Origin of the sequence: Frankia sp. CpI1-P (assembly GCF_001421075.1) — a bacterium.
GTDB lineage: Bacteria > Actinomycetota > Actinomycetes > Frankiales > Frankiaceae > Frankia > Frankia torreyi.
Genome location: NZ_LJJX01000001.1, coordinates 209,363 through 233,110 on the forward strand (window position 1 = coordinate 209,363; position 23,748 = coordinate 233,110).

The 23,748-nt window shown below is 74.7% G+C and carries 24 protein-coding genes and 14 pseudogenes; 16 read left to right on the forward strand and 22 right to left on the reverse strand.

What is annotated here, in order from left to right; all coding sequences use genetic code 11:
- Positions 1-432: 432 nt before the first annotated feature.
- Both FF86_RS37590 and FF86_RS01040 read left to right on the forward strand, forming a co-directional pair.
- Positions 433-629: pseudogene (locus tag FF86_RS37590) on the forward strand (NAD(P)-dependent oxidoreductase); the annotation flags it as partial.
- A 1-nt stretch (position 630) separates the two neighbouring features.
- Positions 631-1,260 (forward strand): annotated as a pseudogene (locus tag FF86_RS01040) (NAD-dependent epimerase/dehydratase family protein); the annotation flags it as partial.
- 138 nt (positions 1,261-1,398) lie between these two features.
- Here FF86_RS01040 and FF86_RS01045 read toward each other — a convergent pair.
- The gene (locus FF86_RS01045; protein WP_082121617.1) at positions 1,399-1,689 is read right to left on the reverse strand and encodes a YciI family protein; all 291 of its coding nucleotides are present in this window, start codon (positions 1,687-1,689) and stop codon (positions 1,399-1,401) included.
- Positions 1,690-1,822: 133 nt separating this feature from the next.
- A complete protein-coding gene (locus FF86_RS61660) occupies positions 1,823-2,179 on the reverse strand; it encodes a helix-turn-helix transcriptional regulator (RefSeq protein WP_044883143.1) in 357 nt (118 codons plus the stop codon).
- 171 nt (positions 2,180-2,350) lie between these two features.
- Between FF86_RS61660 and FF86_RS64695 the strand changes: the two genes are divergently transcribed.
- Positions 2,351-2,505, forward strand: a 155-nt coding sequence (locus tag FF86_RS64695; RefSeq protein WP_396229729.1) for a DUF6817 domain-containing protein, incomplete at its 3' end; no start/stop codon positions are given.
- A gap of 1 nt (position 2,506) precedes the next feature.
- Positions 2,507-2,857 (forward strand): annotated as a pseudogene (locus FF86_RS64700) (DUF6817 domain-containing protein); the annotation flags it as partial.
- Positions 2,858-2,896: 39 nt separating this feature from the next.
- On the opposite strand, the gene FF86_RS01060 reads toward FF86_RS64700, so the two are convergent.
- On the reverse strand, positions 2,897-3,376 hold the full coding sequence (locus FF86_RS01060; RefSeq protein WP_082121591.1) for a putative glycolipid-binding domain-containing protein: 480 nt from the start codon (positions 3,374-3,376) through the stop codon (positions 2,897-2,899).
- A gap of 66 nt (positions 3,377-3,442) precedes the next feature.
- Between FF86_RS01060 and FF86_RS01065 the strand changes: the two genes are divergently transcribed.
- From FF86_RS01065 to FF86_RS64710, 5 genes and pseudogenes are all read left to right on the forward strand, one after another.
- Positions 3,443-3,649, forward strand: a complete 207-nt coding sequence (locus tag FF86_RS01065) for a hypothetical protein (protein WP_044883142.1) — start codon at positions 3,443-3,445, stop codon at positions 3,647-3,649.
- Positions 3,650-3,926: 277 nt separating this feature from the next.
- Positions 3,927-4,241, forward strand: coding sequence for a hypothetical protein (locus FF86_RS33035; RefSeq protein ID WP_044883141.1), 315 nt, complete (start codon positions 3,927-3,929; stop codon positions 4,239-4,241).
- Complete coding sequence (locus FF86_RS63540) at positions 4,189-4,440, forward strand: 3-oxoacyl-[acyl-carrier-protein] synthase III C-terminal domain-containing protein (RefSeq protein WP_277912819.1); 252 nt, start codon at positions 4,189-4,191, stop codon at positions 4,438-4,440. Before FF86_RS33035 ends, FF86_RS63540 begins: the two co-directional genes overlap by 53 nt.
- A partial coding sequence (locus FF86_RS64705) for an EamA family transporter (RefSeq protein ID WP_396229720.1) occupies positions 4,407-5,041 on the forward strand: 635 nt, incomplete at its 3' end. The genes FF86_RS63540 and FF86_RS64705, both read left to right, overlap by 34 nt.
- Before the next feature lies 1 nt (position 5,042).
- Positions 5,043-5,399, forward strand: a pseudogene (locus tag FF86_RS64710) (DMT family transporter); the annotation flags it as partial.
- 13 nt (positions 5,400-5,412) lie between these two features.
- On the opposite strand, the pseudogene FF86_RS64715 reads toward FF86_RS64710, so the two are convergent.
- The 5 genes and pseudogenes from FF86_RS64715 to FF86_RS37605 form a co-directional block, all read right to left on the reverse strand.
- Positions 5,413-5,502, reverse strand: a pseudogene (locus FF86_RS64715) (hypothetical protein); the annotation flags it as partial.
- Position 5,503: 1 nt separating this feature from the next.
- A pseudogene (locus FF86_RS64720) lies at positions 5,504-5,982 on the reverse strand (NAD(P)-dependent oxidoreductase); the annotation flags it as partial.
- A gap of 73 nt (positions 5,983-6,055) precedes the next feature.
- Positions 6,056-6,775 (reverse strand): hypothetical protein, encoded by a 720-nt coding sequence (locus tag FF86_RS01085; RefSeq protein ID WP_044883138.1) that lies wholly within the window; start codon positions 6,773-6,775, stop codon positions 6,056-6,058.
- On the reverse strand, positions 6,772-7,349 hold a 578-nt coding region (locus FF86_RS01090), incomplete at its 5' end, for an SDR family NAD(P)-dependent oxidoreductase (protein WP_242417939.1). The genes FF86_RS01085 and FF86_RS01090, both read right to left, overlap by 4 nt.
- Before the next feature lies 1 nt (position 7,350).
- Positions 7,351-7,557 (reverse strand): annotated as a pseudogene (locus FF86_RS37605) (SDR family NAD(P)-dependent oxidoreductase); the annotation flags it as partial.
- 237 nt (positions 7,558-7,794) lie between these two features.
- On the opposite strand from FF86_RS37605, the gene FF86_RS01095 reads away from it, so the two are divergent.
- Positions 7,795-8,139 carry a MarR family winged helix-turn-helix transcriptional regulator gene (locus FF86_RS01095; protein ID WP_242417986.1) on the forward strand — a complete coding sequence of 115 codons (345 nt, stop codon included), beginning with the start codon at positions 7,795-7,797 and terminating at the stop codon, positions 8,137-8,139.
- Positions 8,140-8,344: 205 nt separating this feature from the next.
- Here FF86_RS01095 and FF86_RS01100 read toward each other — a convergent pair whose 3' ends face one another.
- The gene (locus tag FF86_RS01100) at positions 8,345-8,608 is read right to left on the reverse strand and encodes a helix-turn-helix domain-containing protein (RefSeq protein WP_044883135.1); all 264 of its coding nucleotides are present in this window, start codon (positions 8,606-8,608) and stop codon (positions 8,345-8,347) included.
- A gap of 88 nt (positions 8,609-8,696) precedes the next feature.
- Here FF86_RS01100 and map point away from each other — a divergent pair, with 88 nt between their 5' ends.
- The 3 genes from map (at position 8,697) to FF86_RS01115 (ending at position 11,607) form a co-directional block, all read left to right on the forward strand.
- Positions 8,697-9,467 carry a type I methionyl aminopeptidase gene (map, locus tag FF86_RS01105; RefSeq protein WP_044883289.1) on the forward strand — a complete coding sequence of 257 codons (771 nt, stop codon included), beginning with the start codon at positions 8,697-8,699 and terminating at the stop codon, positions 9,465-9,467.
- 213 nt (positions 9,468-9,680) lie between these two features.
- Complete coding sequence (locus tag FF86_RS01110) at positions 9,681-10,844, forward strand: epoxide hydrolase family protein (RefSeq protein ID WP_044883288.1); 1,164 nt, start codon at positions 9,681-9,683, stop codon at positions 10,842-10,844.
- 70 nt (positions 10,845-10,914) lie between these two features.
- Entirely contained in the window at positions 10,915-11,607 is a 693-nt protein-coding gene (locus FF86_RS01115; protein WP_242417940.1) for a GNAT family N-acetyltransferase, read from the forward strand.
- A 126-nt stretch (positions 11,608-11,733) separates the two neighbouring features.
- Here the strand turns inward: FF86_RS01115 and FF86_RS01120 are convergent, their stop codons facing one another.
- Both FF86_RS01120 and FF86_RS01125 read right to left on the reverse strand, forming a co-directional pair.
- Positions 11,734-12,525 (reverse strand): SDR family oxidoreductase, encoded by a 792-nt coding sequence (locus FF86_RS01120; protein ID WP_044883286.1) that lies wholly within the window; start codon positions 12,523-12,525, stop codon positions 11,734-11,736.
- Positions 12,526-12,615: 90 nt separating this feature from the next.
- Complete coding sequence (locus tag FF86_RS01125; RefSeq protein WP_242417941.1) at positions 12,616-13,383, reverse strand: TetR/AcrR family transcriptional regulator; 768 nt, start codon at positions 13,381-13,383, stop codon at positions 12,616-12,618.
- Between the two features lie 74 nt (positions 13,384-13,457).
- Here FF86_RS01125 and FF86_RS01130 point away from each other — a divergent pair, with 74 nt between their 5' ends.
- On the forward strand, positions 13,458-14,156 hold the full coding sequence (locus tag FF86_RS01130; RefSeq protein ID WP_236705910.1) for an FMN-binding negative transcriptional regulator: 699 nt from the start codon (positions 13,458-13,460) through the stop codon (positions 14,154-14,156).
- Between the two features lie 684 nt (positions 14,157-14,840).
- Positions 14,841-15,794, forward strand: coding sequence for a hypothetical protein (locus tag FF86_RS01135; protein ID WP_044883283.1), 954 nt, complete (start codon positions 14,841-14,843; stop codon positions 15,792-15,794).
- Between the two features lie 92 nt (positions 15,795-15,886).
- On the opposite strand, the pseudogene FF86_RS37610 reads toward FF86_RS01135, so the two are convergent.
- The 3 genes and pseudogenes from FF86_RS37610 to FF86_RS64725 form a co-directional block, all read right to left on the reverse strand.
- Positions 15,887-16,060 (reverse strand): annotated as a pseudogene (locus FF86_RS37610) (PPOX class F420-dependent enzyme); the annotation flags it as partial.
- Between the two features lies 1 nt (position 16,061).
- Positions 16,062-16,312: pseudogene (locus tag FF86_RS37615) on the reverse strand (PPOX class F420-dependent oxidoreductase); the annotation flags it as partial.
- A gap of 9 nt (positions 16,313-16,321) precedes the next feature.
- On the reverse strand, positions 16,322-16,855 hold the full coding sequence (locus FF86_RS64725; protein ID WP_052680893.1) for a hypothetical protein: 534 nt from the start codon (positions 16,853-16,855) through the stop codon (positions 16,322-16,324).
- 263 nt (positions 16,856-17,118) lie between these two features.
- Between FF86_RS64725 and FF86_RS01150 the strand changes: the two genes are divergently transcribed.
- Positions 17,119-17,877, forward strand: a complete 759-nt coding sequence (locus FF86_RS01150; RefSeq protein WP_044883133.1) for a phosphotransferase — start codon at positions 17,119-17,121, stop codon at positions 17,875-17,877.
- 160 nt (positions 17,878-18,037) lie between these two features.
- Here the strand turns inward: FF86_RS01150 and FF86_RS01155 are convergent, their stop codons facing one another.
- The 8 genes and pseudogenes from FF86_RS01155 to FF86_RS37655 all read right to left on the reverse strand — a co-directional run.
- A complete protein-coding gene (locus tag FF86_RS01155) occupies positions 18,038-18,610 on the reverse strand; it encodes a GrpB family protein (RefSeq protein WP_044883132.1) in 573 nt (190 codons plus the stop codon).
- Positions 18,611-18,681: 71 nt separating this feature from the next.
- A pseudogene (locus tag FF86_RS37625) lies at positions 18,682-19,164 on the reverse strand (1-acyl-sn-glycerol-3-phosphate acyltransferase); the annotation flags it as partial.
- Between the two features lies 1 nt (position 19,165).
- A pseudogene (locus tag FF86_RS37630) lies at positions 19,166-19,754 on the reverse strand (lysophospholipid acyltransferase family protein); the annotation flags it as partial.
- A 254-nt stretch (positions 19,755-20,008) separates the two neighbouring features.
- A pseudogene (locus tag FF86_RS37640) lies at positions 20,009-20,999 on the reverse strand (transcriptional regulator); the annotation flags it as partial.
- Position 21,000: 1 nt separating this feature from the next.
- Positions 21,001-21,409: pseudogene (locus FF86_RS37645) on the reverse strand (lactate racemase domain-containing protein); the annotation flags it as partial.
- Position 21,410: 1 nt separating this feature from the next.
- A pseudogene (locus tag FF86_RS37650) lies at positions 21,411-21,576 on the reverse strand (transcriptional regulator); the annotation flags it as partial.
- 128 nt (positions 21,577-21,704) lie between these two features.
- A complete protein-coding gene (locus tag FF86_RS01170; protein WP_044883130.1) occupies positions 21,705-22,835 on the reverse strand; it encodes a medium chain dehydrogenase/reductase family protein in 1,131 nt (376 codons plus the stop codon).
- Positions 22,832-23,686 (reverse strand): HAD family phosphatase (locus FF86_RS37655; protein WP_242417942.1); only part of this gene is annotated, 855 nt, incomplete at its 5' end. The genes FF86_RS01170 and FF86_RS37655, both read right to left, overlap by 4 nt.
- Positions 23,687-23,748: the final 62 nt, after the last annotated feature.

Genomic DNA, 23,748 nt, shown 5'->3' on the forward strand with positions numbered 1-23,748 from the left:
CGATCGGCTGCACCTTCCAGTCCTCGAAAGGGTTCGTCACCGTGTGGAGCTCGGCGAAGGACGCCGAGGCGGGCTACCAGTCGTCGCGCGCGGCGCCGGCCCAACGGCCGCAGCAGGACCTGTCGGGTGCCGGCTACGTGGGCTACAGCTACACCAGCCCCGGCAACGTCCAGGAAGTCCACCTCCTGAAGGGCGCGGCCTACATCTCGGTCGTCGTCGGAGCAGGAGCCGCCCCCGGCACCGCCCGCCACCTCGGTGATCTCATCGTGGCCAGACTCCCGTGAAGCAGCCGGTCTCCTCGCCGTGCAGGCGCGGCGCTCCGCCGCGGACTTCTCCGCCGAAATATGACTCGCGCAACAGGGGGGCGGGCTGGTTGGCTGTCGGGCCGTGCGTGTTCTGGTAACCGGAGACCGGGGGCTGGTGGGCCGGGCCGTGACAGCGGCGCTGACGTTGGCCGGACACCAGACGATGGGATTCGATCTGGTGAACGGGCACGACGTACGCGACGGCGCCGATCTCGAGCGGATGTCCGCGGGCTGCGGGGCCATCGTGCACCTGGCCGCCCTCGACGAGCCGGTCGACGATCCGGGCCTGGCGGAGTTCGGACCGGCCACGACCGGCACGGACACNCGGGTGTTCGAGACCAACGTGGTCGGGACGAGCAACGTGCTGCGGGCAGCCGAACGGCACGGTCTGCCCCGGGTGGTCGTCATGAGCAGCGTGGACGTGCTGGGCTGTTTCGCCGGCCGCGGCCGGCCGTCCTACCTTCCCCTCGATGACCGCCATCCCACCCGCCCGGCGGGTGCGTACGGGATATCGAAATGGCTGGCCGAGCAGATGTGCGAGGCGGCCACCGCCGCGACCGGCGTCTACACAGTCTGCCTGCGCCCACCCGGGGTGTTCACCGAACAGACCTACGCCGGGATACGGCGGGCCCGACGTGACGATCCCGCCTTCGAATGGTCGCCGATCTGGGAGTACGGCGCCTTCCTCGACGTGCGGGACCTCGCGTCGGCGGTCGAACGGGCGCTGACCGCTCCGCTTGCCGGGCACCATCGGCTGCTGCTGTGCGCGGCCGACATCTCCTCCGCCCACGACGACGCCCGTACCCTGGTCACGCGGCTGCTCCCCGACGTCGCCTGGCGCGGGGGAGCGGAGTATCTCCAGGATCCGTTCCGGGCACTGATCGACACCTCGGGTGCGCGCACGCTGCTGGGCTGGGCACCGCGGCACCGCTGGCGACCTTCCCGCGCGAAGTAGACCGTAGAGCGGCGCAGGCGCACGCGGCGCCAGCGGCGCAGGGGCCAGCGGCGGCGACCCGCGGTCGAACCGCTCCGCGCGCCGCCGTCCATGATCTGCTGCGCCGTCGTCGCGGACTGACCGCGAGCCGCCGGGCCGTCAGTCCGGGGATGCGGGGAGGAACCGGGCGAGGTCGGGATGGGACCGCCCGACGGGGGCGAACACGATGATGTCCGTGGCGGTCACGCCCGCCTGCTGGAAGGGGTCCTCGGCGAGGATGCGTTCCAGCGTCGCGCGGTCGACGCCGTCGGCGAGGATGACCCCGCCGGTGCGCGGCGTGCGCGGGCCGGAGAGCAGGAACACGCCCTGGTCGTAGTAGCGGGCCAGGTAGTCGCGATGCTCGGCCAGCAGCCGGTCGACCTCCTCGATCGGGCGAAGGTAACGGAGCACGATGACGAACATCGGCAGGAAGGCACCCTTCTGCGGGGAACGCGCCGTGCGCCCGCGGTGGCGAGCCCGGCTGCGGGGTCGGTAGCCGGATCAGTAGACGTCCTCGGACATCTTCCGACGTTCTCAGGGGTCCTCAGGGGTCCTCGTGCAGGACGAGGTCGAGCAGCCCGGGGAAACGATCGTCGAACTCGGCCCGGCGCAGCCGGTTGAACCGGCGGGGGCCGGTGTCGCGCTGCTCGAGCAGTCCGGTCGCGCGCAGCACCGCGAAGTGGTGGCTGCGGGTGGCCGCGCTGACGGGCACCTCGAAGCTGCCGCAGGGCAGCGTCCAGTCCGGGTGGTCGGCCAGCATGCGCAGGATGGCGCGGCGCACCGGGTCCCCGAGGGCGTCGAGGGCCTCCTGCAGGCTGACCTGCGCCGGGTCGCGATGCGTGAGGCTCTGCGTGCGCGCCGGCGTCCGGACCGGCCCGTCGGCGGCCGTCGACTGCGTCATGACCATCTCCCTGCGGCGCGGACCGNCAGCCGGCAACCCGTCACCGGGCGACCGTCACGCCGTTGCCGGTCCCGCCGTCATGGTAAGTCCGCGCCTGGGACGATGGTGCCCGTGATCGGCGACTGTCTCGGCGACGANGACCCGACGGCCATCGGAGCCGAAGATCTTCTGCTGTCCTGGGGAGCGGCCAGGATCGACCATCCCGGCGGCACCCTGTTCGACCATCTGCTGCGCGTGCGTGACCTGCTCGCGCGGTGGCGGGCCGACAGCGTGCTGCAGGTGGCGGGTCTATGCCACGCCGTCTACGGCACCGACGGGTTCGCCCCNCATCTGGTGGACCTCTCCCGGCGCTGCGAGGTGGCCACGATGGTGGGCGCGGACGTCGAGACGTTGGTCTACCGGTATGCCAGCTGCGATCGAGCCTGGGTCTACCCTCGCCTCTCCGCCGCCTCACAGGTGGAATTCCGCGACCGGTTCACCGGCCGGGTGCAACCGGTCCGCGGCAGGGAGCTACGGGAGTTCATGGAGCTCACCGCCGCCAACGAACTCGACCTTGCCCGGCACAATCCGACGTTCGCCGCGGAGGTCGGTCCCCGTCTGCACGCCCTGTTCGCCCGCACGCGTCCGCTCCTCAGTGCCGTGGCGTGGCAGGACTGCGCCGCGACTCTGCGGCCCTGAGCGATCGGATCGATGCCCACGGCGCCGTCCCGAGAGCGTTCAGAGCGCGCGGGTGGCTATCCCTGGATAGTTGACGACCAGCGCCGAGTCGTCGTAGGTGAGCTGGCAGGCGAAGGCGAACGTGGGATCGGTGTAGTCGTAGCGCTGACATGATCCGTCGTCGGCGGCGCGGGTGTAGGTCTGCTCCAGCCGGTGGACGGTCAGATCGACGGCGCGGACGTAGGCGGCCGGGGCGTCGGCCCGCTGCCCGACGGCCAGGTCCAGCCGGCGGACCGGCAGCGCGTTCGTCACCGCCGACGATTCCAGATCGACGTCGCGGAAGCCCTCCAGATCCGCCGCGACCGCACCGTTGACCAGCCATCGCCCGCCGCGGTCGGCTTCGAGCGTGACCGACCGGGATCCAGTGGCCGACCGCCCGCGCACAGTCGCCTCACGGGATGTGGGCCCCGGCACGAATCCGTCTCGCCGACCGGTGCCGGCGCACACTGAGCGGGCGGGCCCACTGCCGTTGCTCCCCACCCGCCGTCACCAGCGCAGACCCCGACCGGCATCCCGCCGCCGGGGCCCGTCCCACCAGGGAGACACATGGCCACCCCGCAGGAACGCCGTACCGCCGACGAGCAGGCCCGGTATGCCGACCATCGCCGCGCCCGGGCGACGATCCTCGACGCCGCCGAGCACCTGGACCCCGCCGACCTCAGCCTGCGCGCCCGCCAACTGCGCGACACCGCCCAGGCGATCCTGCGCCGCCCCGGTGTTCGAGCCCCCGCCGAGGCGGTCGCTGCCGACTGACTCCACTTCCGCACGGCCCACCTGCCCCCGCCGGCACGTGCGAGCCCGCAGCGCAGTGCGGGGACCGGCAGCGGCCGGTNGTCGTCAGCGACGCGGCGCCGAGCCGGAGCCGAACAGCGCCCTCAGCACGTCTGGCGACGAAGCTGCTGGCCCGCGCCGAACGGGTCAGCGACAGCAAGCGGCTCAAGGCGCTGCCCCGCTTCCGTAAGGCCGCCGGACGGGTCGCGGCTGCGGTCACCGTGCTCCTCGACGTGCCACTGGCAGGGGACGGGCAGGGATGACCCTGGCGGAGATGTGGACCGCGATCGAGCAGGCCGTGCCGCGGGAGAAGCTGCAGGCGGCGCTGGCGACGGTCGCGGAGTATCTACCCGACGAGGCCGAGGACGACGACGCGGACTGGCGTACCGAGCTGGTCACCCGCTACGCCGCGGTGACCGGATTCCTGGAGCTGCTGGCCGAAACAATCGCCGGGGGTGCGACGCCGGCCGGCGCGCCGATCGTGGCGGCGCTGCGGGACCTGCCGCGGGTCAAGGCACGGCGTGCACCGGAGGCGGCGCACATCCGGGAGCACACGGGGACAGGCTCCCGATGAACGGTCGCGAGGTGCGGCAGTTCGTCTGGCAGGTGGTCCCGGCGGCCGTCCTGGCGATACTCGTTGCCACCGACACCACCGTGTCACTCTTGACGATGCCGTCCGCGCCGGCCGCCTCGATGACGGTTCCACCGTCCTGCTGCTCGGTTTCGGAGGAGGCATGACATGGGGAAGTGTTCTCCTGCGCTGGCACGCCTGAGCTGGCGGCCGGCCCGCGGCGCGTCGCCGCCGCGGGCCGGCCGTTCCCAGAGCCAGGTCGGGTTTCTCGCTGTCACCGCGGCGACCGTTCTGTGGGCGTTCGACGCCACCGCTGGCAAATCGTTCCGCGCCGGAGTCGCGCCTCTCGAGCTGGTGGAGGCACGTACGTACGTCACCGCCGTGGGACTTGGCCTGTTCAGCTACCTCTGGCACGCCCGCGCCGGCGATCGGACCTCCATCAGCGAGAACCCCCCGCGGTTTCGGCACACCCTCGTGTTCGGACTGGCCGCCGGAACCGGCCGGATCAGTCTGACCGGTCTCGCCTACGGCCTGCTGACCGCTGTCGCCGTCGCGTCGTTCTCTGTCCTCGGCGAAAGCTCCAGCCGCGCCTACGGCGCGGCTTCCTCCATGGCCCGAGCCTTCGCCGTCTCCGCACTCGCCTGGGTGATCATCCAGGCCCCGCAGGGCTGGCCACGCATCCTCACCGACACCCGCCATCTCCCCGACGTCCTGCTCGTCGGCATTCTCGGCACCCTCGCACCTTTCGTTCTGTTTTCGTGGGGTGTCGCCCGGGCGGGTTCGCAGGCGGCCTCCGCCGCCACNGCTCTCGAACCCGTCTTCGGTGTCGTCCTCGCAGGGCTCTGGCTCGGTCAATCCCTCAACCTGCGTCAGCTCATCAGCGCGGCCGTTCTCATCGCGGCCGTCCTCTACCTGCGAACCCAGATGCCCCCTCCGGACATCCCACCCGCCGTACAGCAACCCCCAGCCCGAACGGCTCGCCCATCCACCCGCCTGGGCGGCGATGAGGACCCCGATAGTGCACAGCGCACACCCAAGGCAACGACCGTCGCATATCCGAAGCAGCCGGTCCGACGACCAGACAGCCAACCGACGCAGGGACGGTTCACGACGAGATGTGCACGGTCTTCTGCCAGCTCTCGCGGTCGGCGAGATGGGTGAGCATGTAGTGGGNGAGATCTGCCCGGGAGACGGCCTTCGGTTTCACCAGGTGCTGGTCGACCGCCGTGCGGTAGCGCCCGGTGAACGGCCCGTCGGTGAGCATNGGTGCGCGGATCACCGTCCAGTCGAGGCCGCTGGCGGCGAGGAGGCGTTCCATGATGGTCATGTCGGCGTAGCCGTGCCGGTAGAGACGCCGGATGACCACGGTGGTGACGAGCCGCTGGGGCAGCGCGGTGCCCGGCGCGACGTCGAGACCCGCCGAGGACAGGCACACCAGCCGTCGCACCCCGGCGTCGCGCATGGCGTCGATGATGGCAGCCGCGCCCTGGGAGTAGACGGTGGTGGGATGCCTGCGCTCGGTGCTGCCCAGGCAGGACAGCACGGCGTCCTGCCCGCCGACGGCGGCCTTCCACCCCGGGGGCGCCAGGATGTCCGCGGCGATGACGGTCAGGCGGGCATGCTCGCCCGCGGGGACCCGGTCCGGGTGACGGGCGACGGCGGTGACGTCGTGACCGGCCTGCAGCGCCTGGGTCACCAGCCGGGCGCCGGTGCCACCGGTGGGGCCGAAGATGAGCAGCTTCACGATTGCTCCTGACGGACCCCGATGGGCCCAGGCGACGCGGGCCGCGGCACCCGCCGGGGGTTGCGGCCGGGGTTCAGATGTTCGTGCCGGCCCTGGTGGCCCTGTTGGCCCTGGTGGCCCGGGTGCGCGGCAGCAGGAAGCCGGTGGCGACGAGCCAGGCCAACGCGGTGAACCGGGCTAGGGGCAGCAGCACCGCCGCGTCGGAGACGAGCAGGGTGATCGTGGACAGTTCGGCGATGGTGGCGACGACCAGACCGGCCACCGCCAGCGGGCGCGGCAGCAGTCCGGCCAGCAGCCCCGGCACGGCGACGCCCGCGACCAGCAGGCCGAGGAAGACGACGTGCCCGGTGCCCCCGGTGACGAAGGCCAGGTCGTGCAGTGCCCGCACGACCGCCGGCTCGTCGAGGACGTCCGGACGTGCCAGCACCCAGCTGACCAGCCCGCACAGGGCGAGCATGGTGGCGGCCACCACGCCCCCGGCCAGGGCGATGGTGGGGCCGGGTACCCGCACGCCGAGAGTGCGCAGGCGGGCCGAGACAGTGGCCGCGTAGATCGCCAGCGGGACCGAGGCAGCGAACTGCAGGAACGCGCTGACGCGCACGGGATCGCGATGGTCGTGGAAGTACGCCAGGATCGTCGGCGACGAGCTGAACGGTGAGGGAAAGATGTCGCCGCCCGCCATGGCCGTGCTCACGGCGAGCCCGGCGACGAGCAGCGCCGTGAACACCACGGCGAGGATACCCAGGGGCGGTCCGCCGCCGCCCTGCCGGCCGGAACGCGCAGCGATCGTCACAGGATCACGCGCCCGCCGGTCAGGTCGAGGGTGACCCCGGTGACCCAGCAGGAGGCGTTCGAGGCCAGGTAGAGCGCGGCCTGGGCGATGTCGTCGGGCTGCCCGACGCGGCCCAGCGGGAACACCGCCGACAGCCGTTGGAGCTGCTCGGCGGACATCGACCGCCGCATGCGGTCGTTGAGGACCGCCGAGGGGGCCAGGCAGTTGAGGCGGACGCCGTGCCTGGCGACCTCGTTCGCCAGGTGCCGGGTGAACATCACCACGCCCGCCTTCGCCGCCGCGTACGCGGCGTTGGCGCCGCCCGGGTGGCGACCTGCCGTGGAGGACATGGTGATGATCGACCCACCGCCCCGGGATATCATGGCGGGCAGGAAGGCGGTCACGGTCAGATACACCGACGTCAGCTCCGAGGCGAGGACCGCCTGCCAGCGAGCGGGGTCGAGCTCGACGGTGGGCACGGGGGAGCCCTGGCCGCCGGCGAACACCGCGAGGACCTCCACCGGGCCCAGCGTCTGCTCGACGTGCGCGCGCAGGCGTCCCACCACGGCGGCGTCGGTGACGTCACCGGGCGCCGNCACCGCCGTGCCGCCATCGGCGGCGATCGCCGCGACGACGACGTCGATGGCAGCGTGGTCACGGCCGTTCACCGCGATCCTGGCGCCGCTTGCCGCCAGCGCCCGGCAGGTCGCGGCGCCGATCCCACGGGAGCCGCCGGTCACCAGCGCGACCTTGCCGGCCAGGTCCGGATAGTGCGGCCGGCGAGCACCGGCGTCGTTGATCATGTCCACAGTCACCTCAGTTCTCTATGGTGAACCATTCATAGCATAGAATCATTCTCTGTCGCTACCATCGCTTCCATGACCACACACCGGCCGACCGGCCGNGACGAGGCGGCGGCGCAGCGCCCACCGAGGGGGACGGCGTTCCTGCTCGCCCAGGTCGGCGCGCACGCCGCGGCACGGTTCGCCGAGCGGATCAGCGAACTCGGGCTGATCCCCGCCGAGGTCGGAATCCTGCGCATGATCGCCGCGCGGCCCGGACGCAGCCAGCGGTCCCTGGCCGAGGAGCTGGGCGTGGTACCGAGCCGTATCGTCGCCCTGGTCGACAGGCTGGAGGGAAAAGGACTGCTCGCCCGCGCGCGCAACCCGACCGACCGGCGCAACCACGCCCTGCAGCTGACCGCCGAGGGCGGTGCGGTCATGGCGAGGATGCGCGGGCTCGCCGCCGCCCACGAGGACCAGATCTGCGCCGCGCTCGACGACGCCCAGCGCGCGCACCTGTCCAGCCTGCTGGCGGCCATCGCCGCCCAGCAGGGGCTGACTCCCGGCGTCCACCCCGGATACCAGCAGCCCCCGCCGACCTGATCGCGCCGAAACGCTCGGGCGCCGCCGCGGCAGGGGCGCCGACAGGCCACCGTGCCCTGGCCGACCATGTCGCCGGCGTCCTCGGCGTCGCCGGCGTCCTCGGCGTCGCCGGCGTCCTCGGCGTCGCCGGCGTCCTCGGTACCCGCTCCCGCCGGCGGGCGGTCCGCTTAGTCCAGGGCGCTCGGCTTAGTCCAGGGCGCTCGGCTTAGTCCAGGGCGCTCAGCGCCGCCGGGTCGCAGGCGTCGGCCAACAGGTCCAGGGACAGGCCGAGGACCGCGGCGAGCGCGGCGACGGTGAAGAACGCCGGCGTCGCGATGCGGCCGGCCTCGATCTTGCGCAGCGTCTCCGCGGACACCCCCGCCGCGGCGGCGACCTCCACCATGCTGCGCTCACCGCGCGCGGCCCGCAGCAGCGCACCCAGCCGCTCGCCGCGTTCCCGTTCCGCCCTGGTCAACGGCGTGCGCACCATACCCGTGATAGTAATACCGGTATAGTAATTGGGGACTGGTGCGGCGGGTGTGACGCCGCGTCGGCGTGGGCAGGGAAGGGTGGTCGGGATGGTGGAGCTGAAGTCGGCCGCGGCGATCGAGGCGATGGCCGCGGCCGGGGCGGTCGTCGCCCGCGCGCTGCGCGCCACCCGCGACGCCGCCGCCGTCGGGGTCACCCCCCGCGAACTGGACGCGGTCGCGCACACGATCATCCGCGACGCCGGGGCCATCCCGGTGTTCCTGCACTACCATCCCGGTTTCGCCCCGACACCGTTCCCCGCGGTCATCTGCGCGTCGGTCAACGACGTCATCGTCCACGGCATCCCCGGCGACACCCCGCTGCGCGACGGCGACCTGGTCAGCATCGACTGCGGCGCCGAGCTCGACGGCTGGGTCGGCGACGCCGCGATCAGCTTCACCGTCGGTGCCCCGCACCCCGGCGACGCCGCCCTCATCGACACCACCGCCGCGGCGCTGGCCGCCGGCATCGCCGCCGCCGTCCCCGGGGGCCGCCTCGGCGACATCGCCGCCGCCATCGGTCGGGTCGGGCGCGCCGCCGGCTATGGCATCCCCCGCGGCTTCGGCGGGCACGGCATCGGCCGGCGCATGCACGAGGATCCCAGCGTGCCCAACGACGGCCGGCCCGGACGGGGCATGCCGCTGCGCGCCGGGCTCGTCCTCGCCCTGGAACCGATGTTCTGCGCCGGGGGCCGCGACAGCTACCGCACCGCCGCCGACGGCTGGGCCCTGCACACCGTCGACGGCAGCCGCGCCGCCCACGTCGAGCACACCGTCGCCATCACCGCCGACGGCCCGCGCATCCTCACCACCACCGGCTGACCAGCCCCGCACCGGCCTGACCCGACCGGACCACCCGAACCGACCAGGACCACCTGATGCAACCAGGACCGCCCGACGGGACCAGGACCGCCCGACGCGGGCGGTACCCGGTCCGTTGCGGGTCGCCGCCGCGGCGGTCGATAGTCGGAGCTGGCCGTGCGGCACCCGCCGCCGGCCGGTGATCATCCGACCCCGGACCCCTCGGAGCGAGCCATGACGTCGCCGTCAACCGCCCTGCAGCCCTTCACGATCGACGTTCCCGACGCCGTCCTCGACGATCTGCGCCACCGGCTGCGCCGGACGCGGTGGACCGAGCAGATCCCCGGCACGGGCTGGGACCTGGGCACCGACGTGGACTACCTGCGCGGGCTGTGCGCCTACTGGGCGGACGGGTTCGACTGGCGCGCCGCCGAGGCCCGCCTCAACCGCTGGCCGCACCTGCGCACCGTCATCGACGGCACCACCGTGCACGCCCTGCACGCCCGCTCCCCGCATCCGGACGCGGTGCCACTGCTGCTCACCCACGGCTGGCCCGGGTCGATCGTGGAGTTCGACGGGGTCATCGACCGCCTCGTCGACCCGCCGTCCTACGGCGGCGACGCCGCCGACGCCTTCCACGTCATCTGCCCGTCGCTGCCCGGCTACGGCTGGTCCGGGCCGACGGTCGAACGCGGCTGGCACGTGCGCCGCATCGCCGACGCCTGGGCGGAGCTGATGACCCGCCTGGGCTACGACCGTTTCGCCGCCCAGGGCGGCGACTGGGGCGGAGCCATCACCGCCCATCTCGGCGCCTACCATCCCGACCGGCTGCTCGGCATCCACCTCAACCTGGTCCCGCCGCCGCCGATGACCCGCGAGGAACGGGCCAACCTCACCCCGGAGGAGATCGCCGACCTCGACTTCGCCCGCCGTTTCGCCCAGTACGAGACCGGCTACCAGGCCATCCAGGGCACCAAGCCGCAGACGCTCGCCCACGCCCTGGCCGACTCCCCGGCGGGGCTCGCGGGCTGGATCGTGGAGAAGTTCCGCACCTGGTCGGACTGCGACGGCGACGTGGAGAAGGCGATCAGCCGTGACGACCTCCTCACCAACATCACCACCTACTGGGTGACGGAGACGATCGGCTCGTCGATCCGGCTGTACTACGAAACGCGTGCCGCGGGCCTGCTCGGCGCGCCCGAACGGCAGGTGAGCACCCCCACCGGCGCGGCGATCTTCCCGAAGGAGATCTACCGGCCGGCGCGCGCCGTCATCGCCCGCCACTACAACCTGCGGCGCTGGACCGTGCAGCCCCACGGCGGCCACTTCGCCGCCCTCGAACAGCCCGAGCTTTTCACCGCCGACGTCACCGCCTTCTTCCGCACCCTGCGCCCCTGACCTGTGCCCCCGGGTGGCCGGCGGACGAAAAGGGGGTGACGGGTCGCGGCGGGGCCGGCAGGCTCACCACATGATCCGCACGCCCGACGGCCCCGCCCCGGCGCCGGCTCCCGGCCCCACCCGGCCCGACCACCCCACCCGGCCCGACCACCCCGCACCGGCCGGTGACCTCGCACCGGCCGAGCACCCCGCGCGGTACGAGCACCCCGCGCTGCCCGGCGAGCTGCGCTGGCGGCGGCCGCGCGGCGCCGACCAGGCGCGGGTGCTCGCCGTGCTGGACGACTGGTGGGGCGGCTTCGGCGGCGAGGCCGGCTCCCGGCAGCGGGCGCTGCTGCTGCCGCGGCTGTTCTTCCAGCACTTCGCCGACACCTCCGTGCTCGGCGAGGCCGCCGACGGCCGGCTGACGGCCTTCCTGATCGCCTTCCGCTCCGCCGCGCAGCCCGACGCCGCCTACATCCACTTCGTCGGCGTCGACCCGGCCCTGCGCCGCCGCGGCGTCGCCGCCGGGCTGTACCGGTGGTTGTTCGCCCAGGCCGCCGCCGACGGCGCCCGGCGCGTCGAGGCGATCACCAGCCCGGGCAACGCCACCTCCGTGGCCTTCCACACCGCGCTCGGCTTCCGCATCATCCCGGGGCAGCGCACGGTCGACGGCGTCGACGTCCAGGTCGACGTCCAGGTCGACTACGACGGGCCGGGACTGCACCGCATCGCCTTCACCCGCCCCCTCACCCACGCCGACACCTCACCGGCGTCCGCGGGATGAACCCGCTGCACACCAGGCGGGCCCTCGAACGGGCCACGGGCGGCTGGGGCCTCGCCCCGCCTCCTTCGAACCGGGCGACCTACCGTGAGGCCGGACCTGGCCGGCGAGGCCTGGTGCCGGCGGCGTTCAGATGCGGGCGGGCGTCGGGCGCATGGTGCGCTCGGCGATCCGCACCAGCATCCGCCGAGGCAGCAGCCGCCCGCCGCGGGCCAGCAGCGCGTTGCGCCGCCCGTCGATCGCGACCGGCCGGCCCCGCTGCAGGGCGCGCAACGCGGCGGCCACCACCTGCTCGGGGGTGCGCACCGCGCCGACGACGCTGTCGCGGGTGCCGAGGACGTCGAAGAACGGCGTCTCGGTGGCACCCGGGCACAGCGCCAGCACCCGCACCCCCGCCGAACGCGTCTCCGCCCACAACGCCTCGCTGAACGACAGCACGAACGCCTTGCTCGCCCCGTAGACGGCCATGTGGGGCAACGGCTGGAACGCCGCGGTGCTCGCCACGTTCACCACCGCCCCCTGCCCACGGGCCACCATCGCGGGCAGGAAACGGGCGGTCAGCGCGACCACCGCGACGCAGTTGAGCCGCACCAGGTCGGCGAGGCGGACCGGGTCGGCCCCGACCAGGTCGCCGTAGGCGCCGAAGCCGGCGTTGTTGACCAGCAGGTCCACCCGGCCCCCGGCGGCCGCGACCCGCTCGGCGACGACGTCGGCGGCGCCCGGGTCGCCCAGGTCGACGGCGACGATCTGGGCGCGCACCCCGTGGTCGCCCACGATCTGGTCGGCCACCGCCTGCAGGCGGTCTGGGTCGCGGGCGACGAGGACGACGTCGGCGCCGCGCGCGGCGAGGGCGCGGGCGAACACCGCGCCAATGCCCGTCGACGCCCCGGTGATCAGCGCGGTCTGTCCCTGCAGGTCCATCAGCGTCTCCATACCATCCGGTCGGTTTGTTGGGGGAGCAGGCGGACACGACGGCGGTGACGCCGACCGCCGCGAGGCGCGCGGGCGGGGCTACCCGCCGGGCCGGGCGGGCACCGCGGCCACGGCCGACGGTGGCGCGATCGCCTCCGTCGCCGTGTCCGCCCCCGAGCCCGTGTCCACCGAGGACGCCCCGACCGCCGGGTCGGTGGCCATGCCCCGACCGCCGCACAGCGCCAGGTCGACGAGGCCGGCCAGCACCCCCGCCCGCTCGGCGAAGCGGGCCGAGGCCCGCGGGCCGTCGAGGACGTCGGTGAGCGACTTCAGCCCGTCGAACGCGGCGACGAGCACCGCGGCGAGGGCGTCGGCGTCGAGATGGGCGCGCAGGTCACCCTGAGCCTGGGCCCGGCGTACGACGTCCGCGACAAGCGCCACCCAGGCCACCATCGGCTCACGTACCCGCGCGGCGAGCTCCGGTTCGGCGGCGAGCTCGCGGGCCAGGCGGGTGACGCTCCACACTGCCGGGTCGCGCTCGATCAGCTCGACCATCACCGGGACCATGGCGAGCAGCTCGTCGACCGCCCGCTCCCGGCCCGCCAGCGCCGCGACGACCCGGTCGAGGAAACGGGTCTTCTGCTCGGCGAGCACGGCGAGGGCGAGCTCGGCCTTAGAGCGGAAGTAGAAGTAGAACGCGCCCTTGGTCAGCCCGCTGGCGTCGATGAGCTGCGCCATCGTCGTCGCGGCGTAGCCCTGCCCGGCGAACACCGCCGCCGCGGTGCGCAACAGGTGGGCACGGGTCGCCTCACCCTTGGCCGTCGCCGGGACCATCGCCGCCACCTCGCCCGCCGCCACCTCGCCCATGCGCCCGACACTAAACCGACCAGGCGGTATGTCAACGGGTCCGGCCCGCCCGCTGCCCGGGTAGCTTTACCGCGATGTACGTACCGGCGCCGTTCGCGGCCAACGCCCAGGCCATCGCCGAGATCCTCGCCCACCCCGGCGCGGCCGACCTCGTCACCGTCACCGCCACCGGGCCGACCGCCTCGGTCGTGCCGTTCGTCCTGGATCCCGACCGCGGCCCACGCGGCGCGCTGCTGGGCCACCTCGCCCGCGGCAACGACCAGTGGCGCACCGGCCGCGATGGCCCGGCCCTGGTCATCGTGGGCGGCCCCGACGCCTACATCTCCCCGTCCTGGTACGCGGCCAAGGCCGAACACGGCCGCGTCGTACCCACCTGGGACTACCTCCGGGTCCACGTCCACGGCCGGCTGCGCGTGCACGACGACCCCGCCTGGCTCGCCGACGTGCTGCGCTGCCTCACCGACACCCACGAGGCCGCCCACGCCGAGCCGTGGTCCGTCGACGACGCCCCACCCGACTACCTCGCCACGATGCTGCGCGCGGTCGTCGGCATCGAGGTGCTCATCGAGCGCGTCGAGGCGGCGGTGAAGCTCAGCCAGAACCGTCCGCCCGCCGACGTCGACGGGGTCCTGGCCGGGCTGCGCGCCCGCGGCGAGCACGCCACCGCCGACGCCGTCGCCCACCACCGCCCCCCGATTCCACCGACCGAGGCGACCGAGGCGACCGAGGCGACTCAGCCCACTGCGCCGATTCCGCCGGCCGCCGGCGGGTGACCCCCGCATGGGGGAGACGCGGGCGAGCGGGCCGGAGCCGGTATGCCCGAGCGGCCGGGTCCGGGCCGCGCCCCGCGACGGGGGACAGCCCCAGGGCGACCAAGGATGCCCGCGGGCGCACCGCCACCCGGCCCCCGGGCGCCCACGCCGGCCCTGACCAGGCCCGCCGGCCACGCCCTGCCGGCCGGGCGCCTCGGCCCGAACGGGCCATCGGGGCCCCTTTACACGCCTCACCTTCCGCCTACAAGAGGAGGAATGTCCCGACTGGACAACGCGGGGGCGGTGTGGAGTTCGTCGAACCTCTGTACAGACCCCCCCGTGGGCGCGGTAGCGTGCCCACCGTCACGTCGTCCACCGATCCGGCTACACACCGGTAGGAGGCGTCGCCAGGGACGGGTCGCCGTGTGCCCGGCGTCGAAGCCCAGCTCCGGCACCCCGCAGCGGGCCCGCCGAGAGAAGGCGGGCACGGCGGGCACCAGCCCCACGACCACCCGACGGTAACGCGGCGTGACGGACAGGGGTGGGCTTGCCTGCGGCCTGCGCCGCCGCGGCATCCGGCCGCGCCGGCGCGGTGCGCACGGCCCGCCCGGGCCCCGGCCCGGCCCGGACGTGACGGCGGGCGCGGGACGGGCGGTCCGGCCGGCGGTGTGCGCCGCCGGCCGGGAGGTGGAGGGGATGCAGGGCATGGACGCGGTGGAACTGCCGGGCGCACAGGTGCCGGACCGCTTCGGCCTGTCCGCCGCCGCCCGCGCCGCGGCGATGATCTCCCGGGAGATCGCCTACGCCGACCCCGACCCGCTGGCGCTCAGCGAGTTCGACGACCGCCTGTACCGCTACGCCACCACCCTGCTCAGCGTGCCCCACACCAGCCTGCTCGGCCCGATCATCGGCGACTGGCGCCGCGTGCAGGCCGCCCTGGCGCGGCGGCTGTCGCCCGCGGTGCACATCGAGCTGACCCGCGTCGCCGGCTACCTGTCGTTCTACCTGGGTGTGCTGTCCGCGGACACCGGCGCGGACACCTCCGCCCGCCGCTTCGCCACCCTCACCGAGCAGTTCGCCGCCCAGCTCGACGACCGGCTGCTCACCGGCACCTCCCGCAGCCTGGACGCCGCGATCGCCTTCGCCGACGGACGCCTCGACGCCGCCCGCGCCGCCGCCGCCCGGGCCGCCGCCGTGGAGCATCCCTACCTGCACGGCTGGGCCGCCGCCGCCGAGGTCACCCTCGCCGCGGCCGCCGGAGACGAACCCGGCGTCGACGCCGCGCTGGCCCGCCTGCGCGACCGCCCGGTCGTGCACGGCCTGCGCCATCCCGGCTGGCCCGCCTTCGACGACGTCCGTGAGGCGTGCGTCGTCGCCGACGCGATGGCCCGGCTGGGTGTGCCCGGAGCCCGATCCGCGGCGTGGCGCGCCGTGGCGATCACCACCCCGGGCACCCTCGAACGCGGCTGGGCGCTGGCGGCGCTGGCCACCACGCTGGTCAACCACGACCCGGCCACCGCCGGCGGTGTCCTCGACGAGATGGTCGCCATCCTCGACACCCGCCCGTCGCGGCTGCTGGCCACCCGGGTGCACGAGGTCCTGCTGCTGATCTCCACGCCCCCGGTCGACCACGCCCCCCGCACCGCCGGCGCCTCCTGACGAAAGCCGCCGGGTCGGCGTAGGGCAGGCGCGGTGCCGGCAGCTGAGCGCCGGTAGTCCGGTACCGGTGGCGCAGTTCGGCGGGATCGGGGTCAGTCCGCGACGTCGGCGAGGGCGACGACCTGGGTGGGGGACAGGCGCACGAGCAGCTCGCCGGGCACGCCGTTGCGCGCGCCGTACTCCTCGGCGCGGTCGGCGCCCATGTAGCGGGCGGCGATGCGCGTGGCCCAGCGGCGCACCTCGGCCACATCTTCGGACAGCGCCACNGGCCCGGCCAGGGTGACGAACGAGTACGGCGGCCGCTCGTCGTCGACGCACAGCGACGCGACCCCGGTGCGCCGCAGCGCCCTGCCCTTCACCGACTCCGCCCCGGTGTTGAACACGACGTCGGCGCCGTCGAGGAGGAACCAGATCGGCACCACGTGCGGCCGGCCGTCGGCGCGGACGGTGGCGAGCTTGCCGGTGCGCGTGCCCGCCGAGACGAACGCCCGCCACTGCGCGTCGGTCATCGTCGCCATGCGAGCACCCTATGCCGCCGAGGCTGCGGTGCTCGGACCGCTCAGGCCCGAGCCGCCGGCGGCCGGACCGCCGCTGGTTCCGGCGCCGCGCCCGCCGGTGGCGCGCAGACGATGGCCACGGCGGACCAGCAGCCGCTCGGCGAGGGCGTCGGCGCGTTCGATGTCGTCCAGGGTGGCCCGGGTCCGCCGCTCGACCTCCAGGATCGCGGCGAGCAGCTCGGCGGACAGCCGGGTGCGTGCGGCGACCCGAGCCACACTCGGTGGCAGCGGCGCCGCCCCACCCCCCGGCCCGGCCGTCCCACACGGGGACCCGGCCGCGCCACCCGCCGCCGGACGGCCGCCGGCGTGGCGGTCACCGGCGGGACCGGCACGACCCGGACCCGCCGTGCCCGGACGGGCGGTGTCCAGCCGCGCCCGGGCGGGCGGGCCGGCCGGCGCAGCGGGGCCCCCGACCTGGACGGGGCGCGCCGTCGAACTCGGGCGGGCGGACTCGGGCTGGCGGGCGGGCGGAGTGGACCGGGCGGTCGGGTGCGGCAGAGCCATGCATCAGTGATACCGCGCCAGATACGCACCGCAACGCCTTGACTTCTCCCCGCCGCGCGGGATCACCCTTTCCCCACAGGACATCCACAGGGTCACACCGAGTTACCCACCGCTCCGTTGACAGGGTTATCCACATCTCGATCATCACGTGATGAACGTCACAGAGCAGACGTGACTCGGTCGGGGATCCGCCGACGCTCGGCGACGTCCACCCGGGACGGCGAGCGGATCGGCGAGGATGCAGCTATGACCCGGTTGCGCCCATGACGGAGACACCCCTGCCCGGTGGGCTCGTCAACCCGGTCGTCCGGATCGGGGACACCGTGCGCCGACCCGCGCCGGACCGCGCCGAGTTCGTCCACCGCCTCCTGGGCCTGCTGGCGGACCGCGGCTTCGAGGGAGCGCCACGGCTGCTCGGCGTCGACGGGCAGGGCCGCGAGATCCTCACCTACCTGCCCGGCCACGTCGCCTGGCAGGCCGACCAGCCGGCCGCCGTCACCGCCGACGGCAGCCTCGCCCGCCTCGCCGAGCTGGTCCGTCAGCTCCACGACCTGACCGCGGGGACGGCACTGGCGCACGGCGGCGAGGTCGTCTGCCACAACGACCTGGCGCCGCGCAACACCGTCTACCGGCCGGTGGCCGGGGCGCTGCGCCCGGTGGCACTGCTGGACTGGGATCTGGCCGCACCCGGCCGGCGCCTCGACGACGTCGCCCACGTCTGCTGGCAGTTCCTCGGACTCGGCCCGTCGGTGACCGACCTGACCGAGGTGACCCGACGGATCGCGGTGATCTGCGACGCCTACGGGCTGCGACACCGCGACCGTCTGATCGAGACGATCCTGTGGTGGCAGGACCGATGCTGGCGCGGCATCGAGGCCGGTGCGCGGGCCGGCCAGCCGGGCGCCCGGCACCTGCGCGAGGCCGGTGCCGTCGAGGAGGTGCGCGCGGCGTACCACTGGGTCGCCGCCCACCGCAGCCCTCTGCAGGAGGGGCTCATCGGGCGCCGCCCCGCCCAGGGATAGCGGCGGCGCGGGCGGCCCCACGCCGGCAGACGTCAGCCGGCTGGGTGCGCGCCGGCCGGGACCGCGTGGCGGGCGAGCATCGCCGTCGGTCATGACGGCCTCGCTGCGCACCTCGGCGGCCGGTCAGGGGCCGAGGGCCGGGGATCGTCGGCCGCGCGGCCTATTCCGGCAGGACGTCGCGGCGCGGCGGGTCGATCCCGACCGCGCGCAGCGCCTCGTCGACGAAGACGCCCTTGGCGTTGGTGTAGGCGTTGCGGTTGTCGCGATGCGCCGCGGCCAGGCGCCGTTTGAGCCGCGCGTACCGCCCGCGCAGATCCGCATCGGCGCGCAGGGCGTCGCGGAAGGCGAGCAGGGCGCGGGCGTGCGGATCGTCATAGGCAATCACGTGCAGATGGTGGGTGCGCGCGGCCGGATGGGGGCGCAGGAACCACAGACGGTAGCCGCCAGCCGGATCCTGCGGCCAGTACAGCCAGCCCTCGGCGGCCAGCGCCGGCACCGCGCCGCGCGCGGTGTCCAGGTCGTGCACCGGGGCGAGGATGTCGACGACGGGCTTGGCGGGCAGGCCCGCCACCGCGGTGGAGCCGATCTGCTCCACCGCGCCGGCCAGCAGATCCCCCAGGATGGCCGCCAGCCGGTCGCGCTGCTCGACGAACCGGCCAGCCCACGCCGGGTCATGGGCGACAAGCTCGACCGGCTCGTCGCCGACCATCTCGCCCGGCTCGTCGCCGACCATGTGCGTGCCCCTCCCACCCGCACGTCATCGTCGCCCGCCCGACGATCTGCCCCGGACAGCCGCGGCGGCGCTCAGCGCCGCCAGGGGGAGCGGGAGGTGCTGCGCGGCAACGGTTCGGTGGCCGCCCAGATCCGCCGCCAGCGCGCCGTCGGGGTGTCCGGGGCGCCGCGCAGCCGCGCGGAGATCGACACCGGGCCGGTCCCGCTGCGCGCCGCGACGCGGGGACGGTGGCGGCCCAGGGTGCGCGCCGCGCCGACAGCGGCCGTCGGCGCGGCCGGGCTGCCGCCCGATCCGTCGTCGTCCCCCTGGTCAAGGCGCGGCCCGCCGAGCACAGGCCCAGCAGCGGGGGACAGGCCGTCAGCGTCGGCATGGTCGGCGGCGGTCGGCTGGCGTGGTGGCACGTCGGACACGTCGGGCCCGGCCGCGGTCGGCGCGCCCGCGGCGACAGGGGAGTCGGTGGCGACAGGGGAGTCGGTGGGCTGCTCGGCGAGCGCGGCACGGGTGGCATCCCACCAGCTGGTGGCGTCCTCGGCGCACAGCCGGTCGACCTCGGCNGCCAGCCGGGCGGTGAACGTCCGCACATCCTCACCGGGCGCCGGGCGCAGCGGCCGACCGAAGCGCACCGTCACCTGCGGGCGGCCCGGCACCGGCCACGACCGGCCCCGCGGCATCGCCGCGAACGCCCCCCGCACCCCCACCGGCACCACCGGCACCCCGGCGTTGATCGCCAGATACGCCGCCCCCAGCCGGAACCGGCCCCGCGCCCCGTCCCGCGACCGCGTCCCCTCCGGGAAGATCACCAGGTTCCAGCCGTCGCGCAGCAGATCCATCGGCGTCGACGACGGCGCCCCGCCGCTACGGTCGATCGGCACCGTCGCGAACGCCAACGCGCTGCCCGCCCCCCGCCACACACTGTCGAAGAAGTAGTCCGCCGCCGCCGTCACCGCGGTCCGCGAACGCACCGGCCCGGGCAGCGCGCACAGCAGCATGGGGGCGTCGAGATGGCTGGTGTGATTCGACACGATGATCACCGGGGTGTCGCGGACGGCGTCGAACACCTCCGCGCCATGCGTATCCGCGGTCAGCGAGGCATGCAGCAGCGGGTTCATCACCCCGCGCAGGAACACCGCCCGGGTCGTGCGCGNCGCCCCGCCGCGCGCCCACCCGGTGGGAAACTCCCGCGACGCCGGCCGCGCCGCACCGCCCGCGTCGCCGACCGGCGCCCACGGCGGGCCACCCCGACGAAAACCCCGTGCGGCCTCGCGCAGCCCCACACCCCGTCGCGGCCTACCCATCCCGATCACCCATCCGTCCCGAACACCTTCGTCCTACCGGTCCGATCCGCCGCACCCAGCCGCGCCCAGCAACCCGCCCGTCACGGCGCGACCCCAGCACCCCTCACCGCACCTCGGTGATCAGCTGCGGCGGGCTGTGCAGGTAGGTGATCGACGGGTCACGGCCCACCGACCCCGCCACGATCTCCAACGCGTCCGCCAGCGTCGACGCCGCCCGGTAACCCAGCCGCGCGCACACCGCCCGATCCCCGCCGACGAAGACCACCTCGGCCAGATGCGCCCGCGCCGGCGCCGTCTCATACCAGCGGTGGAACGGATGCACCCCGTGATGCGCCAGCGACGTCCGGTACAGCGACGCATACCAGGGGTCAGTGGCGTACTGCCGTTCGAACTTCGCCTCGATCGTCGCCGGATCACTCGACTCGGCAAGCACCTCCTCGTAGAAGTCCACATACGACGGCTGATGCAACTGGGAGAACCGGGCCGCCACCGGATGGTAGACGATCATCGCCCCGTTCTCGCGGACGACGGGCCGCCCCCGGTGGCGGGCGAAGACGTCGGCGAGCGCACCGTGCGCGGCGAGCACCGGATCCGCCGGCGCCCCACCCTGATACGCCCCGAACGGGGGCAGCCCCACGACGACGACGTCACTCTGCCCGTCGACGTCGACCCGCTGCTGGGCGTCGACCGCCTGCCACGCCGCCACCGCCACCGCCTGCGGCTCCCCGGCCGTCACCGAGGTGATCGCATAGTCGGCGGCCAGATCGCGCAGCACCCGCGCCCGCCCCCGCCCCCCGAGCAGCTCCAGGCCCCGGCCCACCCCGAACGCCAACGCCGAATCAGCCGGCGACCACTCCCACTCCCGGCGGGTCAGAAACGGCCCCGGCCCGACGGCCGCGTTCACCGTCGCCGCCACCGCGAACACCGGCACCGCCGCACCCAGCACCGCCCCCACCCGGCCCGCCGCCGCACCCTGCACCACCCGGCCGTCCACCGTCCCGCCGCCGCCCGCACCCGCCGCGGCGGCCTGCGTCACCGCGGCCACCCCGTGCACCGCGCGCAACGACGCATACGACGACAACCCCTCGACCAGCNCACCCAGCCCACCCTGCCCAGGACCCTGCACGATCCCCACAGCGACGAGCAGATCGGCCTCGGCCACCGCCCGGGCGATCTGGACCGGTTCGCCGGCGTCGCTGCGGCCGACCTCGACGAGGTTCGCCGCGTCCTCGGCGTCATGGCAGGCCAACTGCGTCGGCCAGAACGAGCGGAACACCCGCTCCCCGACGATCCCCGCCACCTCCGCGGCACTCAGCCGCCGGTGCAGCCCGTTGGCCACCACCAGCGTCACCTCGTCGACGCCGGCCGCCGCCGCCGCGCTCAGCACCTGCTCCAGGATCCGCCCGCGCGCGTCGACACCCCGCACCCGCGGCTGCGGGGTACGCAGATCATCCACGCTGATCGCCAGACGCATCCCCGGACGCAGCAGCGCCGACAGCGGCGCNCTGCCCACCGGCTCGGCCAACGCCGCGCCGATCGCCGCGTCGACGTCACCGACCCCCGGCCGCGGCTGCGGCGGATACACCACCCGCGTACCCAGCGGGAACCGTTCCAGCAGCACCCCGGCGCCGGAATGGACCAGCAGCGGGGGAGTCCGCTCGTCGACCTCGANCACGAACCCCGGTCTCACTGTCGCGATCCTCTCCACGTCCGCCCCGATGAGCCACACCCTGCGTGCGCCCAGTCCACCCCCGCCATCCCAGCCCGGGTCCGCCCAGCCCGGGTCCGCCCGACCCGGGTCACGACGGCGCCGCCGGATCGAACGCCACCCGCACCGCGCCGAGCCGCCCCGCGTCCCACGCATGGGCCAGCGCGTCCCGCCAGCGAGTCAGCGGATAGCCGCCGGTGACCAGCCCATCCAGCGGCGCGGTCGCGGCCAGCTCCCACGCCCGCGCCAGCACGTCCGCCGCACCCGGATCGGCGCTGGTCCGCGCCGCCCCGACCAGCTCCAGCCCCCGCGCCCACAGCGGCGTCAGATCCACCCGATCCGACGGGATACCGGCCACCACCACCCGGCCGCCCGCCCGCGTCGTGCGCAGCGCCGTCGCCAGCGCCTCACCGCTACCCGCCGCGTCCACCGCCACATCCACCCCGCCAAGCAGAAACGACCCGCCCGACGGCGGGGTCACCCGCAGCGCCCGCGTGCCGCGGCGCACCCCGGCAACCGCCCCGGCCGGGTCGAACACCGCGTCCGCGCCGAACCGGCCGGCCACCTGCGCCTGGCGCGGATGACGCGCCACGACCGCCACCGACCCGGCGTCGGTGAACGCCCGCAACGCCAGCACCGTGCACAGCCCGACCGCCCCCGCACCGACGACCAGCACCCGCGCCCCGGACACCACCCGGGCCCGGTCGACCGTGTGCACGGCGCGGGCCAGCGCATCGACCAGCACCGCCCGCTCGTCGGGCAGGCCGTCGGGCACCGCCTGAAGCTGACCGCGATGGGCGAGCATGACCCGGCTCCACCCACCGCCACCGACCCCGACCTCACCCGCCCGCGGCGCCGGGGGCGCCACCGGGTCGACGACGACCCGGGCACCCGCGGCCAGCACCCGGCCGTCGGGAAGGGTCACCTGCTGCTCCACCCGGCCGACGACCTCCCGTCCCGGCACGAACGGCAACCCGACCACCGCCGTCAGATACGCCGACGCCCGCCCGGTCACCAGCGCCAGCTCCGCCCCGCCGATCCCCGCCAGCGACGGACGCACCCGCACCCAGCGTTCATCCGGCGGCCGCGGATCATCACGATCCACATACCGCAACGGCACCGCCCGACCCAGCCCGGCGAACGCCCCGCCGGGCGCCTGGGCGACCAGCCGGGCGGCGACATGGCGCGCCGGGGACTCATACAGCTCCAACCCGCGAGTCACCCCCCACCCCCCACCCCACCGGCACCACCCACACCGCCCACCCCACCGGCACCACTGCCAGCACCAGCACCAGCACCACTGCCAGCACCGACGGCGGCACGGGCCCGCGCCGCCGCGGCCTGCCAGCCCCGCTCCACCCGACTGCCCACCACCAGCCGCGGTTCCCCCGCCGCCGCCGCCCACTCCTCGATCGGCCAGCCCGCACCCCGCGCCACCTGGTGCAACGCCACATCCGGGTTCACCGCCACCGGATTACCCACCGCCCGCAGCAACGGCAGATCCGACTGGCTGTCCGCATACGCCCACGACGCCACCAGATCCGCACCCGTGCTGCGCGCATGATGACCCAGATACGCCGCCCGCGCATCCCCGACCAGCGGCGAGGACGCCAACCGGCCGGTGAGCAGCCCATCGGCGCCCACCTCCAGCCGAGCGGCGACGATCTCGTCGAACAGCGGCGCGAACGGCCGGGTCAGCACCTCCACCGCCCCGGTCAGCAGCACCGTGCGATGCCCCGCCGCCCGATGCTCCCGCACGCGGCGGATCCCCGCCGGCTTCACCCGCCGCAGCAGAATGTCCCCGGCCACCTCGGCAACCAGACGCTCCAGCTCCTCGGGATCCACCCCCGCATAACGGGCGTACACCGCGCGCATCAGATGCCCCCGGTCACGCCGCTCCGCGCGCACATACCCGGGCAGCGCCGCCGCCAGCCCCGCCAGCTCCCGCGCACGCCGACGCGGCCCCGCGTCGGCCAGCCGCATCCACAGATACGACTCGATCACCGTCGCGCTCGCCACCGCACCGTCGAGATCGAACACCGCCAGCACCCCGTCGCCGGCGGCCAGATGCCCNGACAACCGCCGGCGCGGCGCGGCCTCACGCGGACGGCGCAGCACCGCCGTCACCGCCGGGC

Bases quoted from the DNA above. Each gene is read 5' to 3' on its own strand.
- FF86_RS61660 (WP_044883143.1), bottom strand. From the start codon at position 2,179: ATGACGCAGTCGACGGCCGCCGACGGGCCGGTCCGGACGCCGGCGCGC.
- FF86_RS01065 (WP_044883142.1), top strand. From the start codon at position 3,443: ATGGCCACCCCGCAGGAACGCCGTACCGCCGACGAGCAGGCCCGGTAT.
- FF86_RS33035 (WP_044883141.1), top strand. From the start codon at position 3,927: ATGACCCTGGCGGAGATGTGGACCGCGATCGAGCAGGCCGTGCCGCGG.
- FF86_RS01095 (WP_242417986.1), top strand. From the start codon at position 7,795: ATGATCGCCGCGCGGCCCGGACGCAGCCAGCGGTCCCTGGCCGAGGAG.
- FF86_RS01100 (WP_044883135.1), bottom strand. From the start codon at position 8,608: ATGGTGCGCACGCCGTTGACCAGGGCGGAACGGGAACGCGGCGAGCGG.
- map (WP_044883289.1), top strand. From the start codon at position 8,697: ATGGTGGAGCTGAAGTCGGCCGCGGCGATCGAGGCGATGGCCGCGGCC.
- FF86_RS01110 (WP_044883288.1), top strand. From the start codon at position 9,681: ATGACGTCGCCGTCAACCGCCCTGCAGCCCTTCACGATCGACGTTCCC.
- FF86_RS01115 (WP_242417940.1), top strand. From the start codon at position 10,915: ATGATCCGCACGCCCGACGGCCCCGCCCCGGCGCCGGCTCCCGGCCCC.
- FF86_RS01120 (WP_044883286.1), bottom strand. From the start codon at position 12,525: ATGGACCTGCAGGGACAGACCGCGCTGATCACCGGGGCGTCGACGGGC.
- FF86_RS01125 (WP_242417941.1), bottom strand. From the start codon at position 13,383: ATGGGCGAGGTGGCGGCGGGCGAGGTGGCGGCGATGGTCCCGGCGACG.
- FF86_RS01130 (WP_236705910.1), top strand. From the start codon at position 13,458: ATGTACGTACCGGCGCCGTTCGCGGCCAACGCCCAGGCCATCGCCGAG.
- FF86_RS01135 (WP_044883283.1), top strand. From the start codon at position 14,841: ATGGACGCGGTGGAACTGCCGGGCGCACAGGTGCCGGACCGCTTCGGC.
- FF86_RS64725 (WP_052680893.1), bottom strand. From the start codon at position 16,855: ATGGCTCTGCCGCACCCGACCGCCCGGTCCACTCCGCCCGCCCGCCAG.
- FF86_RS01150 (WP_044883133.1), top strand. From the start codon at position 17,119: ATGACGGAGACACCCCTGCCCGGTGGGCTCGTCAACCCGGTCGTCCGG.
- FF86_RS01155 (WP_044883132.1), bottom strand. From the start codon at position 18,610: ATGGTCGGCGACGAGCCGGGCGAGATGGTCGGCGACGAGCCGGTCGAG.